At 72.9% G+C, this 16,102-nt stretch carries 14 protein-coding genes; 2 read left to right on the forward strand and 12 right to left on the reverse strand.

Going from position 1 to position 16,102, the window contains the following annotated elements; translation table 11 throughout:
• Nucleotides 1-3: 3 nt before the first annotated feature.
• Genes pgl through tkt form a run of 5 tightly spaced genes read right to left on the reverse strand, consistent with a single transcriptional unit; the run spans nucleotide 4 to nucleotide 6,474 of the window.
• On the reverse strand, nucleotides 4-732 hold the full coding sequence (pgl, locus tag ACFUUZ_RS06225; RefSeq protein WP_378693079.1) for a 6-phosphogluconolactonase: 729 nt from the start codon (nucleotides 730-732) through the stop codon (nucleotides 4-6).
• Nucleotides 722-1,633: a glucose-6-phosphate dehydrogenase assembly protein OpcA gene (opcA, locus tag ACFUUZ_RS06230; protein ID WP_378693147.1), complete on the reverse strand. Its 912-nt coding sequence runs from the start codon at nucleotides 1,631-1,633 to the stop codon at nucleotides 722-724. The genes pgl and opcA overlap by 11 nt, the downstream gene beginning before the upstream one ends.
• Nucleotides 1,630-3,186, reverse strand: a complete 1,557-nt coding sequence (gene zwf, locus ACFUUZ_RS06235) for a glucose-6-phosphate dehydrogenase (RefSeq protein ID WP_378693081.1) — start codon at nucleotides 3,184-3,186, stop codon at nucleotides 1,630-1,632. Before zwf ends, opcA begins: the two co-directional genes overlap by 4 nt.
• Nucleotides 3,187-3,190: 4 nt before the next feature.
• Complete coding sequence (gene tal, locus ACFUUZ_RS06240; RefSeq protein ID WP_378693083.1) at nucleotides 3,191-4,327, reverse strand: transaldolase; 1,137 nt, start codon at nucleotides 4,325-4,327, stop codon at nucleotides 3,191-3,193.
• 5 nt (nucleotides 4,328-4,332) lie between these two features.
• Complete coding sequence (gene tkt, locus ACFUUZ_RS06245; protein WP_378693085.1) at nucleotides 4,333-6,474, reverse strand: transketolase; 2,142 nt, start codon at nucleotides 6,472-6,474, stop codon at nucleotides 4,333-4,335.
• Nucleotides 6,475-6,734: 260 nt separating this feature from the next.
• On the opposite strand from tkt, the gene ACFUUZ_RS06250 reads away from it, so the two are divergent.
• Entirely contained in the window at nucleotides 6,735-7,622 is an 888-nt protein-coding gene (locus ACFUUZ_RS06250) for a heme o synthase (protein ID WP_378693149.1), read from the forward strand.
• Here the strand turns inward: ACFUUZ_RS06250 and ACFUUZ_RS06255 are convergent.
• Nucleotides 7,619-8,584 (reverse strand): quinone oxidoreductase family protein, encoded by a 966-nt coding sequence (locus tag ACFUUZ_RS06255; RefSeq protein WP_378693087.1) that lies wholly within the window; start codon nucleotides 8,582-8,584, stop codon nucleotides 7,619-7,621. The genes ACFUUZ_RS06250 and ACFUUZ_RS06255 overlap by 4 nt on opposite strands.
• 62 nt (nucleotides 8,585-8,646) lie before the next feature.
• Between ACFUUZ_RS06255 and ACFUUZ_RS06260 the strand changes: the two genes are divergently transcribed.
• The gene (locus ACFUUZ_RS06260; protein WP_378693089.1) at nucleotides 8,647-8,997 is read left to right on the forward strand and encodes a hypothetical protein; all 351 of its coding nucleotides are present in this window, start codon (nucleotides 8,647-8,649) and stop codon (nucleotides 8,995-8,997) included.
• 52 nt (nucleotides 8,998-9,049) lie between these two features.
• Here ACFUUZ_RS06260 and ACFUUZ_RS06265 read toward each other — a convergent pair whose 3' ends face one another.
• The 6 genes from ACFUUZ_RS06265 to mptB all read right to left on the reverse strand — a co-directional run bounded on the left by ACFUUZ_RS06265 (nucleotide 9,050) and on the right by mptB (nucleotide 16,096).
• Entirely contained in the window at nucleotides 9,050-10,309 is a 1,260-nt protein-coding gene (locus ACFUUZ_RS06265; protein ID WP_378693091.1) for a hypothetical protein, read from the reverse strand.
• 106 nt (nucleotides 10,310-10,415) lie between these two features.
• Nucleotides 10,416-11,297 carry a universal stress protein gene (locus ACFUUZ_RS06270; RefSeq protein ID WP_378693093.1) on the reverse strand — a complete coding sequence of 294 codons (882 nt, stop codon included), beginning with the start codon at nucleotides 11,295-11,297 and terminating at the stop codon, nucleotides 10,416-10,418.
• 401 nt (nucleotides 11,298-11,698) lie between these two features.
• The gene (locus tag ACFUUZ_RS06275) at nucleotides 11,699-12,667 is read right to left on the reverse strand and encodes a heme A synthase (protein ID WP_378693095.1); all 969 of its coding nucleotides are present in this window, start codon (nucleotides 12,665-12,667) and stop codon (nucleotides 11,699-11,701) included.
• Nucleotides 12,668-12,708: 41 nt separating this feature from the next.
• Entirely contained in the window at nucleotides 12,709-13,494 is a 786-nt protein-coding gene (locus tag ACFUUZ_RS06280) for an ABC transporter permease (protein WP_378693097.1), read from the reverse strand.
• Nucleotides 13,491-14,423: an ABC transporter ATP-binding protein gene (locus ACFUUZ_RS06285; protein WP_378693099.1), complete on the reverse strand. Its 933-nt coding sequence runs from the start codon at nucleotides 14,421-14,423 to the stop codon at nucleotides 13,491-13,493. The genes ACFUUZ_RS06280 and ACFUUZ_RS06285 overlap by 4 nt, the downstream gene beginning before the upstream one ends.
• Entirely contained in the window at nucleotides 14,420-16,096 is a 1,677-nt protein-coding gene (gene mptB, locus ACFUUZ_RS06290) for a polyprenol phosphomannose-dependent alpha 1,6 mannosyltransferase MptB (RefSeq protein WP_378693101.1), read from the reverse strand. Before mptB ends, ACFUUZ_RS06285 begins: the two co-directional genes overlap by 4 nt.
• Nucleotides 16,097-16,102 lie beyond the last annotated feature (6 nt).

Below are 16,102 nucleotides of genomic sequence, written 5' to 3' on the forward strand. Positions count from 1 at the left end.
TCCTCAGCCGAGTTTCGCGGCCGCGTCCCGGTCGAGGAGCCAGAGGGTGGACTCGGCGCCGATGGCACCGGCGGCGGGGATCTCCTCCGGCTCGGCACCGGCGAGCGCGGCGGCGACGGCATCGGCCTTGGCGGCGCCCCCGACCACGAGCACCACGTTCCTGGCCCGGCGGATGGCGGGCAACGTGAGGGTGACGCGGACCGGCGGTGGCTTGGGCGACGCCGTGACGGCGACGACCAGGTCGTGCTGCTCGCGCACGGCGTCGGTGTGCGGGAAGAGCGAGTTGATGTGCCCCTCCCCGCCCATGCCGAGCAGGTGCAGGTCGAAGGCGCCGTGCTCGGCGAGGTGCGCGCGCACCGCGGCGGCGTACTCGGCGGCGGCCTCGACCGGGTCCGGGTACTCGCCGTCCGAGGTGGCGACCGGGTGCACCCGCGCGGGATCGACCGGCACGTGGTCCAGCAGCGCCTCCCGCGCCTGCAGCTCGTTGCGCTCCGGGTCACCGGCGGGCACGAACCGCTCGTCACCCCAGAACACGTCGAGCTTCGCCCAGTCGATGGCGCCGGGCGTATCGCGGACCAGCTTCAACAGCCCGATCCCGGTACCGCCGCCGGTGAGCACCACCGACGCCGACCCGCGCTCGCGCTGCGCCGCCACCACGATCTCCACGAAGCGGTCGGCGGCCGCCGCGACCAGCGCGTCGGCATCCAACTCCACCCGGACGCTATCCGTCATAGCTCACCCTCTCGATTCCGGCCAGCGCCTCGGCGTAGATCTCGTCCGCGTCCAGCCTGCGCAGCTCCTCGGCAAGGCAGTCCCTGGTCTCCCTGCGGGCCAGCGCGATCCGCTGCTCCGGGTCGCCGGTGCGGGTGAGCGTGGCGGTGACCCCGGTCTGCGGCCGCGCGATGGCGATCGACGCGGTCGGGCGGCGGATCTCCACCCGCAGCTCGCCGGTCTTCCGCTGCACCGGGCAGCCCAGCTTGGCGGCGAGCCAGCCCGCCAGCATGTCCAGCGCGGGCTCCTCGCGCAGCCCGGAGACCACCACCGACTGCACCGGCTCGTGCGGCGGCTCGTCCATCTCGGCGGCGAGCAGCGCGCGCCAGTAGGTGATCCGGCTCCAGGCCAGGTCGGTGTCGCCGCTGGCGTAGGAGGCGCGCCTGCGCTTGATCGCTTCCAGCGGGTCGGGGGCGAAGGTGGCGTCGGTGATCCGCCTGGCCGCGAGCCGCCCGACCGAGTCCTTGGACGGGAACTCCGGCGCACCGCGCGGCCACCAGGCCACCACGGGGGTGTCCGGCAGCAGGAACGGGATCACCACGCTGCTCTCGTGGTTCACCAGGTCGCCCTGCAGCCGCAGCACGATCACCTCGGCGGCCCCGGCGTCGCCGCCGACCCGGATCTGCGCGTCCAGCTTGGTCGGCGCCTCGCGGTCGCCGCGGGCCAGCACGACCACCCGGCACGGGTGCTCCCGGCTGGCGTCGTTGGCGGCGTCGATGGCGTCCTCGGCCTCGGAGCTGTCCAGGGTGCAGACCACCAGCGTCAGCACCCGGCCCTGGGTGATGACGCCGTTGGACTCGCGCAGCTTCACCAGCCGCTTGGTCACGTCGCCGGTGGTGGTCTCCGGCATGTCGATGATCACGGCCGCCGCCATTCCCGGCCGGTGCGGGCCAGCATCTCGTCCGCCGACGCCGGGCCCCACGTCCCGGACTCGTACGGTTCCGGTCTGCCCTGCGCCGCCCAGTGCTCGATCACCGGGTCGAGGATCCGCCAGGACAGCTCCACCTCGGCGTTCACCGGGAAGAGCGAGGGCTCGCCGAGCAGCACATCCAGGATGAGCCGCTCGTAGGCCTCCGGCGAGGACTCGGTGAAGGCGGAGCCGTAGCTGAAGTCCATGTTCACGTCGCGCACCTCCATGCTGGAGCCTGGCACCTTGGAGCCGAACCGCATGGTGATCCCCTCGTCCGGCTGCACCCGGATGACCAGCGCGTTCTGCCCGAGCTCCTCGGTCATGGTCTGGTCGAAGGGCAGGTGCGGGGCGCGCTTGAAGACCACCGCGATCTCGGTGACCCGGCGCCCGAGCCGCTTGCCGGTGCGCAGGTAGAACGGCACGCCCGCCCAGCGGCGGGTGTCCACCTCCAGCGTGATGGCGGCGTAGGTCTCGGTGCGCGATTCGGGGTCGAAGCCCTCCTCGTCGAGCAGCCCGACCACGTGCTCGCCGCCCTGCCACCCCTCGGCGTACTGGCCGCGCGCGGTGGTGGCGTCCAGCGGCTCGACCAGCTTGGTCGCCGAGAGCACCTTGATCTTCTCGGTCTGCAGCTGCCGCGGCTGGAAGCTGATCGGCTCCTCCATGGCGGTGAGCGCGAGCAGCTGCAGCAGGTGGTTCTGGATGACGTCGCGGGCCGCGCCGATGCCGTCGTAGTACCCGGCCCGGCCGCCGAGCCCGATGTCCTCGGCCATGGTGATCTGGACGTGGTCGACGTAGTTGGCGTTCCAGATCGGGTCGAAGAGCTGGTTGGCGAAGCGCAGCGCCAGCAGGTTCTGCACCGTCTCCTTGCCGAGGTAGTGGTCGATCCGGAAAACCGTCTCCTCCGGGAAGACCCGGTTCACCAGGGCGTTCAGCTCGACGGCGCTGTCCAGGTCGTGCCCGAAGGGCTTCTCGATCACCACCCGGCGCCACGGCCTGCGGCCCTCGGCGTCGGTCTGCTGCGGCTGCGCCAGGTCGTGCGCGGAGAGCTTGTCCAGCACCACCGGGAACATGTTCGGTGGGATGGAGAGGTAGAAGGCGTGGTTGCCGCCGGTGCCGCGGTCCTTGTCCAGCGTGGCCAAGGTGTCGGCGAGCTGGGCGAAGGCCGCGTCGTCCTCGAAGGTGCCCTGCACGAACCGGATGCCATCGGCCAGGTGGTCCCAGACCTCCTGCCGGAACGGCGTGCGGGCGTGCGCCCTGACCGCCTCCAGCACCACCTGGGCGAAGTCCTCGTCGGCGTAGTCGCGCCTGGCGAACCCGACCAGGGCGAAGCCGGGGGGAAGCAGCCCCCGGTTCGCCAGGTCGTAGATGGCAGGCATCAGCTTCTTCCGGGAGAGATCGCCGGTCACGCCGAAGATCACCATGCTGCACGGCCCGGCGATCCTGGGTACGCGCTTGTCCCGCTCGTCACGCAGCGGGTTCGTCCACTCGTGCACTGTGCCTGCCATCGGGTCAGCGGTCCCCGTGCTCCGCCGCGCCGAGCTCGGCGGCGGTCGCGGAGAGCAGCTCCTCCCACGACTTCTCGAACTTGTCCACGCCCTCGCGCTCCAGCGCCGCGAAGACGTCGTCCAGGTCGATCCCGGCGGCGGCGAGCTGCTCGAAGACCTCGGCCGCCTGCGTCGCCGTGCCGGTCACCGTGTCACCGCGGATCTCGCCGTGGTCCGCGACCGCCTGCAGGGTGGCCTCGGGCAGCGTGTTCACGGTGTTCGGCGCCACCAGCTCGGTGACGTAGAGGGTGTCCGGGTAGTCCGTGTTCTTGACCCCGGTGGAGGCCCAGAGCGGGCGCTGCCGGTTCGCGCCCGCCGAGGCGAGCTGGTCGTAGGTGGAGCCGTGGCTGCCACCGGCGAAGACCGACTCGTACTCGGCGTAGGCGAGCCTGGCATTGGCGACGGCGGCCTTGCCGCGCAGCGCGAGCGCCGCGTCGGTGCCGATCGCCTCCAGCCGCTTGTCGATCTCGGTGTCCACCCTGGACACGAAGAACGAGGCGACCGAGTGGATCTTCGCCAGGTCGTGCCCGGCGGTGCGGGCCTTGCGCAGCCCGTCCAGGTACGCGCCCATGACGGCGCGGTACCGCTCGACCGAGAAGATCAGCGTCACGTTGACGCTGATGCCCTCGCCGATCACCGCGGTGATGGCGGGCAGCCCCGCCTCGGTGGCCGGGATCTTGATGAACAGGTTGGGCCGGTCCACGATCTTCCACAGCTCGACGGCCTGCGCGGCGGTCTTGTCCGCGTCGAAGGCGAGCCGCGGGTCGACCTCGATGGAGACCCGGCCGTCCACCCCGCCGGAGGCCTCGAAGACCGGGGCGAAGACGTCGCACGCGGCGCGCACGTCGTCGGTGGTGATGGTGCGGATGGCGGCGTCCGCGTCGGCGCGCTGCTCGGTGAGCTCGCGCACCTGGTCGTTGTAGGCGTCGCCCTTGCTGAGCGCCTGCTGGAAGATGGTCGGGTTGGTGGTCACCCCGACCACGCTGCGGGTCTCGATCAGCTCGGCCAGGTTGCCGGAGCGGATGCGGTCCCGCGAGAGGTCGTCGAGCCAGACCGAGACGCCTGCCTCGCTCAGCGCGGTGAGGTTCGGGTTCTGTGCCATGTGCGCTATCCCTTCACGTTCTCGAGCGTGCGGTGTGCGGCGTCGACGACGGCCTCCGCCGTGAAACCGAACTCGCGGAACAGGGTCTTGTAATCGGCGGAGGCGCCGAAGTGCTCGATCGACACGATCTCGCCCGCGTCGCCCGCGAACCGGTGCCACGGCATGGCGATCCCGGCCTCGACGATCACCCTGGCGGTGGCGCCGGGGGGCAGCACCTCGTCCCGGTAGGCCTTGTCCTGCGCGTCGAACCACTCCACGCACGGCATCGAGACCACCCGGGTCGCGATGCCCTGCTCCTCCAGGGTAGTGCGGGCGGCGACGGCGAGCTGGAGCTCGGAGCCGGTGGCGATCAGGATCACCCGCGGGGTGCCGCCGGAGGCCTCGGCCAGGATGTACCCGCCCTTGCTCACGCCCTCGTAGCTGGTGCCCTCGAGCACCGGCAGGTCCTGCCTGGTCAGCGCGAGCGCGGCGGGGCCGCCGAGCCCGGCTCGCTCGTGCGAGACGAACGGCGAGTTGTGCTTGCCGCTGTGCTTCTCGATGACCGAGCGCCAGGCGTGGGCGGTCTCGTTGGCGTCGCCGGGGCGCACCACGTTCAGCCCGGGGATGGCGCGCAGCACCGCGAGGTGCTCGATCGGCTGGTGCGTCGGGCCGTCCTCGCCGAGGCCGATGGAGTCGTGCGTCCACACGTAGGTGGTCGGCGCCCGCATGATGGCGGCCAGCCGCACCGCGGGGCGCATGTAGTCGCTGAACACCAGGAAGGTGCCGCCGTACGGGCGGGTGGGGCCGTGCAGCACGATGCCGTTCAGGATCGCGCCCATGGCGTGCTCGCGGACGCCGAAGTGCAGCGTGCGGCCGTACGGGTTGGCCTTCCACATCCCGGTGCTGATCTCCTCGGGGCCGAAGCTGGCCGAGTCCGGGATGGTGGTGTTGTTGGACTCCGCGAGGTCGGCCGAGCCGCCCCACAGCTCCGGCAGCTCCGGGCCGAGCGCGGCGAGCACCTTGGCCGAGGCCTTGCGGGTGGCGAGCCCCTTGGCGTCCGGCTCCCAAGTGGGCAGCCCGGCGGCCCAGCCCTCCGGCAGCTCGCCGTTGAAGAGCCGGTCGAAGAGCTTCTTGCCCTCGGGCAGGCGCTGCGCCCACGCGTCGAACTCGACGGTCCAGTCGGCGTGCGCCCGCGCGCCGCGCTCGGCGGCCTTGCGGGTGTGCGCGATGACCTCGGGGGCGACCTCGAAGGTCTGCTCCGGGTCGAAGCCGAGCGCGCGCTTGGTGGCGGCCACCTCGTCCGCGCCCAGCGCGGCGCCGTGCGAGGAGCCGGTGTTCATCTTGTTCGGCGCCGGGAAGCCGATGATGGTGCGCAGCACGATGATCGACGGGCGGGCGGTCTCCGCCTTCGCCGCCGCCAGCGCGGCCTCGATGGCGACGACGTCCTCGCCGCCGTTCACCTCCTGCACGTGCCAGCCGTACGCCTCGTAGCGCTTCGCCACGTCCTCGGTGAAGGCGATGGTGGTGTCGTCCTCGATGGAGATCTTGTTGTCGTCGTAGATCAGCGTCAGGTTGCCCAGCTGCTGGGTGCCCGCGAGCGACGACGCCTCCGCGGTGACGCCCTCCTCCATGTCGCCGTCCGAGGCGACCACGTAGATGTGGTGGTCGAACGGGCTCTCGCCGACCGGGGCGTCGGGGTCGAGCAGGCCGCGCTCGCGGCGGGCGGCCATGGCCATGCCGACGGCGGAGGCCAGCCCCTGGCCCAGCGGGCCGGTGGTGATCTCGACGCCCTTGGTGTGCCGGTACTCCGGGTGGCCGGGGGTGAGCGAGCCCCACTTGCGCAGGTTCTTCAGGTCGTCCAGCTCCAGGCCGAAGCCGGCCAGGTAGAGCTGGATGTAGAGGGTCAGGCTGGAGTGCCCGCAGGACAGCACGAAGCGGTCGCGCCCGACCCACTCCGGGTCGGACGGGTCGTGCCGCATGGTGCGCTGGAAGAGGGTGTACGCGAGCGGCGCCAGGCTCATGGCGGTGCCCGGGTGGCCGTTGCCCGCGTTCTGCACCGCGTCGGCGGCGAGGACGCGGACGGTGTCGACGGCCTTGGTGTCCAGGTCCGTCCAGTCGTCCGGGTGGTTCGGCTGAGTGAGCGCGCGGATGTCGTCTGTCACTGACACGACGGAGGTTCTCCTGTAATGGTTGCGTCGACGGCGGGGTGTGCTCTCCACCCTAGAGGTGCCCCGGGCCACCGCCCCCGTTAACCCTGGGGTGTCGGGGGTCTACCATCCTCTGTAGTAGTAGCCGACCGGAGGCGATGCACAGCGTGCGAGGAGAAACAGTGCCGATCGATCCACGACAGGACGACCTTGGTGCGCACGGCTCCTCCGGCACCACCCTGATCGACCGCTTCTCCGGCGCGGGGCTCCCCTCGCGCGCGATGCGCCGGGTGCTCGCCTACATCGCGCTGACCAAGCCGCGGGTGATCGAGCTGCTGCTGGTCGCGACCATCCCGACCATGCTGCTCGCCGACCGCGGCACCGTCGACATCCGGCTCATCCTGGTCACGCTGTTCGGCGGCTGGATGGGCGCGGCCAGCGCCAACACGCTGAACTGCGTGGCCGACGCCGACATCGACAAGGTCATGAAGCGCACCGCCAAGCGCCCGCTGGCCAGGGACGCGGTCCCGACCAGGAACGCCTTCGTCTTCGGCGTGCTGCTCGGCATCGGCTCGTTCGCCTGGCTCTGGTGGCAGGCCAACCTGCTCAGCGGCGCGCTGGTGGTGGCGACGATCCTGTTCTACGTCTTCGTCTACACCCTCGGGCTCAAGCGCCGCACCTCGCAGAACGTGGTCTGGGGCGGCGCCGCGGGCTGCATGCCCGCGCTGGTCGGCTGGTCCGCGGTGACCGGCGGCATCGGCTGGCCCGCCGTCGCGCTCTTCGGCGTGATCTTCTTCTGGACGCCGCCGCACACCTGGGCGCTGGCCATGCGCTACAAGGAGGACTACCGCGCGGCCGGGGTGCCGATGCTGCCGGTGGTCGCCACCGAGCGGGTCGTCACCAAGCAGATCGTGATCTACACCTGGCTCACCGTGCTCACCACGCTGGCGCTGGTCCCGGCGACCGGCGTGATCTACGCGGCGGTGGCGCTGGTGGCCGGGGCCTGGTTCCTGCTCATGGCGCACCAGCTGTACGCCGGGGTGCGGCGCGGCGAGTCGGTGAAGCCGCTGCGGCTCTTCCTGCAGTCGAACAACTACCTCGCGGTGGTGTTCTGCGGGCTCGCCGTGGACTCGGTGCTCGGCTGGGACACCATCGGCAGCCTCTTCTAGGGCGTCAGCACGATCGAGCCGGTGGTCTTGCGCCCCTCCAGATCGCGGTGCGCGCGCTCGGCCTCGGCCAGCGGGTAGCTCGCGCCGACCCGGACCGCGAGCGAGCCGTCGGCGATCGCCTCCAGCACGTCGCCCGCGCGCCACAGCAGCTCGGAGCGGTCGCGGGTGTAGTGCCCCAGCGTCGGGCGGGTGACGAAGAGCGAGCCCGCCGGGTTCAGCCGCTGCAGGTCGAAGGGCGGCACCGGGCCGCTCGCCGCGCCGAAGAGCGCCAGCGTGCCGCGGATCCGCAGCGCGGCCAGGCTCGCCTCGAAGGTGTCGGCGCCGACGCCGTCGTACACCGCGGCCACGCCTTCGCCGCCGGTCAGCCCGCGCACCTGGTCGGCCAGGTCGGGGGCGTAGCGCAGCACGTCGGTGGCGCCCGCCTCGCGGGAGAGCGCCTCCTTGGCGTCGGTGGAGACGGTGGTGATCACCCGGACGCCGCGGGCCACCGCGAGCTGGGTCAGGATCAGCCCGACGCCGCCCGCGCCCGCGTGCACCAGCACGGTCTCGCCGACCTTCGGCTCGTAGACCGAGGTCAGCAGGTAGTGCGCGGTCATGCCCTGGAGCAGCGCGGAGGCGGCGACCGCGGGCTCCACCCCGGCCGGGACCCCGATCGCCTTCGCGGCGGGCACCACGACCAGCTCGGCGTAGCTGCCCGGCGCGTCCGCCCAGACCACGATGTCGCCCTCGGCGAACTCGGTGACCTCGGCGCCCACCGCGACGACCTCGCCGGTGCCCTCGGCGCCAGGCACGTACGGCAGCGACACGGGGTAGCGGCCGGTGCGGATGTAGGTGTCGATGAAGTTGACCCCGATCGCCGCCGTCCGCACCAGCAGATCGCCGGGGCCCGGCTGCGGATCGGGAAGGTCCGCGTGACGCAGGACCTCGGGACCGCCGTTCTCGGTTACCTGGATGGCACGCATGTGTTCCAGTTCTACACCCGAGGGAGGTTGGCACCGGGCTACCCGCGGGTAAGATCCGTTCCATGAGTGCGCAAGCGACCGAGGTGTCGGCGAAGGTGCCGAACGAGATCGTCAAGTCGGTGCAGGCGTTCGTCGCCGAGCACGGGGGCTCCGCCACCGCGGTGCTGCAGTCGCTGGGGCGGATGGGCGTCCGGGTGACGCTGGTCGGCGGTGACGGGGTGCTCGGCGACCGGGTCGTCGACAGCCGCGCCGCCGCCGAGGCCCTGGTCGAGCGGGTGGACGGGCTGACCGCCGCCGAGGAGTGGGACCGCGAGCTGAGCTCCGCCGCCACCCCGCGGCGCGGGCACTACGCCAAGATGGCGGGCTGGGTCGCGAAGCAGACGACGTTCCCGAAGGCGCGCAACGAGCACTGACGGCGTCGTTGCGGGCGGCCGGGAGCGGTTCGGCCTGCCGGGCCGCGCCCGCTCAGTGCGGGGCGGCGGCCGCGAGGCGGCGCATGGCGTCCGGGTGCGGGTGATGCCGGACCCGGTAGCGCGGCGGGTAGCGGCCTGGCACCGGCTCCAGCGGGACCTCGCGGGCCAGCGCCTCCCAGCGCGTGGGCACGGCCGCCCCGGTGCGCAGGTCGGTCAGCATGACCGCGTGCACGCGGGGCAGCAGCGTCGGCACGCCGTCGGTCCAGGTGGCCATGGTGAACTCGACACCGTCGCGCCCGCCGATGTGCAGGATCTCGGCCGCCAGGTCCGCGCTGTCGTCGGCGGGGGAGTCGGCGCGCAGCTCGCCGTACTGGTCGCGGTAGACGGCGGCGGCGAGCGCCGACTCGGCGCTCCGGATCGGCGCCCACGCCGGATGGCCCTCCGGGACGGCGTAGGGGACGAGCCCGCCGTCGGCGCCGACGGTGTACGGCACCGGGGATACCGGCCGCACCGCCTCCTCGTACAGCTCGCGCGCGGCGTGCACCAGCTCGGCCACCCGCCCGGGCGACGAGGCGAAACCGAGCAGCACGCCGACATTGCCCGGCACGAAGACCAGCGGCTGCGTCCGGTAGCGCAGCCCGGCGCCGTGCAGCCAGCCCGGCGCCAGCGGTAGCGACCCGGCGTACAGCTCGCCGTCCGCGTCCGGCACGTGCATCACGTCCCGCGCGGTGGGATCGAGCAGGTCGAGGAAGCGCTGGGCGAGCCCGGCCATGTTCGCCCGCGCGGTCTCGAACACGGTCGCGGCGTCCACGCCCCAGTCGTCCAGGTGCTGGGCGGTGACCGAGGCCATCGTTTCGGGCGCATCGATCACCACCTGCTCGATCAGCATCGGCAGCACGGGTCGCCACAGCAGCTGGTCACCCAGCCGGATCCCCTCGATCCTGGCGTCCAGCTGCCCCGCCTGCCGCAGCAGCGGCCGCAGGTGCGGCGCCACCTCGGCCCAGCCCGGCCACTGACCCCGCGCCCGGATCCCGTGCATCCCGGCGAGCACGAACTGCTCGAGGATCCGCTGCGCGTGCGCGGGGGGCCGCCCCGCCGCCCGCCGCCACACGGTCGTCAGCCCGATCCACGACGGTCCGGTCGCCGTGCGGTAGGTGATCACGAATTCGTCGGCGTCGAACTCCGCCTGCACCACGCCCGGCTGCGCCCGCACCAGCGCGAGCGCCCGCTCCCCGAACTCCCGCTCCGCGTCGGCCGCCGTCCGCCGCTTCCCGAACAGGCTGCTCCCGATCCCCATCATGTCCTCGCTCACACCGTCACCCGCCGCATCGACCGCAGCGGAACCGGCGGACATTACCGGTGTTTCGCGCCGAGCGACACATCGGCCGGGGAAAAGCGTTCCGGCGCAGCGGGCCTCGCTAGGCGGGGAGGCGGCACAGCACCACCGGGCACGGGGCGTGGTGCAGCAGGTTCTGGCTGGTGGAGCCGATCATGGTGCGCACGAGGCGATTCCGACCGTGCGTGCCGGCGACGATGAGGCTCGCCGGGTCCGCCTCGGTGAGCAGCGCGGCGGCGGCGGCCGACTTCCGGACCACCCGGGTGACCGGCACGTCCGGGTACTTCTCCGGCCAGCCCGCCAGCCGCTCGCCGAGCAGCTCCGCCTCGCGCTCGGCGAGCGCCTGCTCGTCCTCCGGCGCGGAGGACCAGCGCAGCAGGTCGGGGTCGTTCCAGGCGTGCAGCGCGACCAGCTCGGTGCCGAGCAGCGAGGCCAGGTCGAAGGCGTGCTCCAGCGCGACGTCGCCGCAGGCGCTGCCGTCCACCCCGGCCAGCACCGGGCCGCGGCCGGGCAGCGGGGCATCCGGGTCGCCGCGCCACACCGCGACCGGGCAGAGCGCCTTGTCCGCCACCCGCAGCGCGGTCGAGCCGAGCAGCAGCGTGCGCAGCGGCCGGGCGGCGCCCGCCGCGACCACCAGCAGCCGCGCGGATTCCGCGGCGACCAGCAGCTCGGAGGCCGGGTCGCCGTCCAGCACCAGCTGGGTCGGCTCGACGCCGGGGCGGTCGGCCTGGACCACGGCGGCGGCCTGGCGCACCGCGCGCCTGCCCTCGGCGCGGAGTAGGTCGCGGAGGTCGGCGTCGGCCCAGCGCGGGGTGACGATCCGGTTCTCCGGTACCGCGATGACGCTGACCAGGACGAGCGGTGCGCCGCGCCGGGCCGCCAGTGCGGCGGCCCAGCGCGCCGCCGCCAGCGCCGGGGCGGTGCCGTCGATCCCGACGACGATCGACTGCCGACCCACCTGCATGGTTGTCCTCCCCAGGGACGTGCGAACTGGTCGCTCCACCTTGGCAGTGCGTGGTCCCGGCGTCATCGGGCCGAGGGACCCCGAAGCAGGGCCGAAAGTCCCTGGTGCGCCCGATGGTTGCCCGGTTCCGGGCGCGACGGGCCCCGCGCAGGTCGCGGCGGTGCCTTCCTGGCCGCCCGCTGGTCGCCGGAGTTCGTCGGATACCGAGCGATCCCGCGCTCGCGCCGCCGCCTATATCACCCGGCGCAAGCGCCGTTCGACTGATTTCTGCGCCGGCGGACGGCTCGGCTCGGTCCGCTCGCCGGGCGAGCGCCGAGGCGGGAGGTGTGAGGCGCGGAGACTCGGAGGCTGGAGGCGTGGGAGGGGCGAACGTGCGGGGAGCCGGTGGCGCGGCTCGGTGGTCAGGCGGGGGCGGGGGCGGGGTGCTCCGCGGGGACGCGCTCGCGGCGGTGTAGCGCGGCCCAGAGGGCGGCGGTCGCGGCGGTGCAGGCGGCGGCGCCGCCGACGTGCACGGCGACCAGCGCCGCGGGGACGTCGGTGAAGTACTGCACCACCCCGACGAGCGCCTGCGCACAGACCAACCCGATCAGCACGAAGAGCCGGACCCGCACCGCGCGGGTGATGCCGACCGCGTAGAGCCCGAAGCCGAGCCCGACCAGCAGCGCCAGGTACCCGATGAGCAGCTGCGAGTGCAGGTGCACCAGCGTCACGATCTCCACCTGCAGCCGCTCCACCGGCCGCTCGATGCTCTTGTCTCCCGCGTGCGGCCCGGCGCCGGTGACCAGCGTGCCCGCGATCAACACCCCGGCCAGCGCGACCCCGCTCAGGATCGTCAGCAGGCGCAGCGGTTTCGGCGCCTGCGCCACCCGGACCCCGTCGTCCGGCTTGCCGATCTCGGCGTACAGCACCACCGCGAGCCACACCATCACCATGGAGACGAGCAGGTGCACCGCCACGGTCCACCAGAGCAGCCCGGTGAGCACGGTGACCCCGCCGATGATCGCCTGCAGCACCGTCCCGCCCGGCATGAGCCAGGCGTAGACCAGCACCGAGCGCCTGCGCCGCGCCCTGGTGACCGCGAGCACCACCAGCGCGGCGCACAGCACGACGGCGAAGGTGAGCAGCCGGTTGCCGAACTCCACCGCCTGGTGCACCACCGGCACCTCGGAGACGCCGATCGGGGTGAAGCTGCCGGGGAAGCACTGCGGCCAGGTCGGGCAGCCGAGCCCGGAGGCGGTGACCCGGACGATCGCGCCGGTCACCGAGATCCCGGCCTGGGTGAGGATCACCGCGAGCGCGATCACCCGCTGCGCCCGCAGCGAGGGGAGCGGGAGCCGGTCGACGATTCGCAGGAACGCGCGGTACACCACGCGACGATGGTAGCGCGCGTACTACACCGCGTCGTTGAGGGCTACTGGAACCGGAACCAGCGCACCGCGGCGGCGCCTGCCACCAGCCCCCAGACCGCGAGCACCGCCAACCCGAGCCAGTCCACCGCGCCGCGCATGGACTCCTCCAGCGCCACCGCGAGCGCACCGGAGGGCACCAGCCGGACCAGGATGTGCACGGCGTCCGGCACCGAACCCGCCGCGAAGTGCACGCTGGCGATACCGAGCATGACGAACCAGAGGATATTGGCCAGCGCCAGCACGATCTCGGCGCGCAGCGTGCCCCCGAGCAGCAGCCCGAGCGCGGCGAAGGTGGCGGTGCCGAGCGCGATCACCCCGGCCCCGAGCAGCAGCCCGGCGGGCTCCGGCCGCCAGCCAAGCGCCAGCCCGATCGCGCCGAGCAGCAGCGCCTGCACGATCACCACGAGCACCACCGCGCCGCTCTTGCCCGCGATCACGCCCCAGCGCGGCAGCGCCGTCGCGCCGAGCCGCTTGAGCGCGCCGTAGCGCCGGTCGAAGCCGACCGCGATCGCCTGCCCGGTGAAGGCGGTGGACATCACCGCCACCATCATCACCGCGGGCACGATGGTGTCCACCCGCTCGGTGCCGAGATCGCCGAAGGGCAGCAGCGTGAGCCCGACCAGCAGGGTGATCGGGATGAACATGGTGAGCAGCAGCTGCTCGCCGTTGCGCAGCAGCAGCACCAGCTCCAGCCGGGTCTGCGCGGCGAGCATGGCGGCCCGGCCCGCCGGGCGCGGGTCGGGGGCGAAGGTGCCCGGCGCGAACCGGTTCTCCGAGTCGACGCTCATCCGCGCAGCTCCCGTCCGGTGAGTTCGAGGAAGACGTCCTCGAGGCGGCGCTGGTCGATCCTGATGTCGGTGGCGAGCACGTTCTGCCTGGCGCACCAGGCCGTCACGGTGGCCAGCACCTGCGGGTCGATCTCGCCCTCGATCAGGTAGGCGCCGGGCGCCGTCTCGCGCGGCGCGAAGCCCTCGGGCAGCGCCCTGGCCAGCAGCTCCAGGTCGAGCTTCGGGGGCGCGGCGAAGCGCAGCTGGCCCGCGGCGCCGTGCGCGGTGACCTCGGCCGGGGTGCCCTGGGCGACGATCCGGCCGTGGTCGATGATGACCAGCCGGTCGGCCAGCTGCTCGGCCTCGTCCATGAGGTGCGTGGTGAGCACGACGGTCACGCCGTCCCGGCGCAGCGCCGCGACCAGCTCCCAGACGATCAGCCTGGCCTGGGCGTCCAACCCCGCGGTCGGCTCGTCGAGGAACACGACCTCCGGCCTGCCGACCAGCGCGCAGGCCAGCGCCAGCCGCTGCTGCTGCCCGCCGGAGAGCCTGCGGTACGGGGTGCGCCGGTGTTCGCGCAGCCCCAGCGTCTCCAGCAGCCACCGCGGGTCGAGCGGGTTCGCCGAGTAGGCCGCGATCAGCTCCAGCATCTCGCCCGCCCTCGACCCGGGGTAGGCGCCGCCGCCCTGCAGCATGACGCCGATCCGCGGGCGCAGCGCCTCGGAGTCGGCGATCGGGTCGAGGCCGAGCACCCGCACGCTGCCCGCGTCCGGGCGCAGGAAGCCCTCGCACATCTCCACCGTGCTGGTCTTGCCCGCGCCGTTCGGCCCGAGCAGCGCCAGCACCTCCGCCCGCCGCACGTCGAAGGTCAGCTCGTCGACCGCGACGGTCTCGCCGTAGCGCTTGACGACGCCGTCGACGCGGAGCGCGAGATCGGAGGCAGCGGTCACGATGTCACACCGTAGGCATTCGCCGGTTGTGACGGAGCCGACACCCCCGTCCGGCGCCATGGCAGCTGGTTCTTGGTGAGCACCACGAACAGCACCACGACGATGACGCTGGCGACCGCGGCGCCCACGATCTGGAACACCTCGAACTCCGCGCCGCGCGGCATGGCGATCACGCTCACGATCGCGGGCACCACCACCGCGGGGCCGCGGAAGGCGGGGCGGGTGGCCCACGCCGCCAGCGGCACGATGGCCCAGAGCAGGTACCACGGCTGCACCACCGGGAAGAGCAGCACGATGGCGCCGAGCGCGACGCCGAGCGCCCCGACCGGGTGCAGCCGCCCGGTGTTCGTCGCCACCAGCATGCGCAGCGCGATGAAGGCGGCGCCGAGCGCCGCGATCGGCCGGGTGATGCTGAGCAGCGCGGTGGTGTGGTCACCGAGCCCGAGCAGCACGCCGCCGAAGCCGGTGATCACCCCGAGCGCGGTCGGCAGCGACATCCAGCTGCGCACCGCGCTCGCGGTGTTCAGCGTGTACAGCCAGCCGAAGCCGAGCCCGCTCGCGGTGCTGATCGCCACCGTCGTCACCCCCGCGACCAGGGCGAGCAGCAGCGCGGCCTTCACGATCGACCCGAACCCCGCACCCCAGCGCCTGGCCAGCGCCATCCCGACGAAGCCGAGCGCGATGATCGAGGTGAACTTGATGGTCGAGGAGAGCGTGATCGTCACGGCGCCGCCGACCAGCAGCGCGTAGCTGCGGGCGTCGAAGACCGGCGAGTCCTCGATCGCGCGCAGGCAGAACTCCAGCCCGGCCAGCATGAGCCCGAGCATGAGCGCGTCGTTGTGCACCCCGCCGACCAGGTGGAACAGCACCAGCGGGTTGCAGGCGCCGAGCCAGAGCGCGCTCACCGGCGCCACCCCGCAGCGCACCGAGAGCCGCGGCAGCGCCCACACCATGAGCGCCACCCCGGCCAGCGCCAGCGCGCGGTGCGCCCACACCCCGGCGATGATGTTCTCCCCGGTCAGCTCGGCGATGCCGCGGCCCACCCAGAGGAACAGCGGGCCGTACGGGGCCGGGGTGTCGCGCCAGATGGTCGGCACGTTGTTGGTGAGCACGTTGTCGATGCCGAGCCCGGCCACCGGGCCCTCGGAGTACGGGTCGATGCCGCGGCCCGCGATCTCGCTCTGCGCCAGATAGGAGTAGACGTCGTTGCTGAACATCGGCGGCGCCACGCTCAGCGGAAGGATCCAGAGCAGCAGGGTGCGGTCCAGCTGGGAGCGGGAGAGGCGGTGGATCGGGGAGCCGCCGAGGCTGCCGATGGCGAACCGGCCGAGCAGCAGCCAGGCCAGGACAACGATGGCGGAGCCGACCATGCACATGGCGAGCGAGCCGGTGTGCGCCCGGGCGAAGATGCCGAGCACGCGGACGCCGGAGACCGGGTTCTGGTGCACCGGCTGGGCGCCGATACCGAGCGCGGCGATCGCCATGAGGACGGTGCCGGTGGCGCCGAGCAGGCGGATCCGGTCCAGTTGCCGTAGCTCTTCGCGGTCGAGCCCGGGGACCTCTTTCTCGTCGGTGTGCAGCACCGCGATGGTGTGGTCGGCGGGGACGTCGAGACCGAGGGCTCGGCGTCCGAAAGCCACGAATCGACGCCGGGTTCCTGTGAGTACCGCCACGGCGGT

Origin of the sequence: Nocardia sp. NPDC057353 (assembly GCF_042667085.1) — a bacterium.
Taxonomy (GTDB): domain Bacteria; phylum Actinomycetota; class Actinomycetes; order Mycobacteriales; family Mycobacteriaceae; genus Nocardia.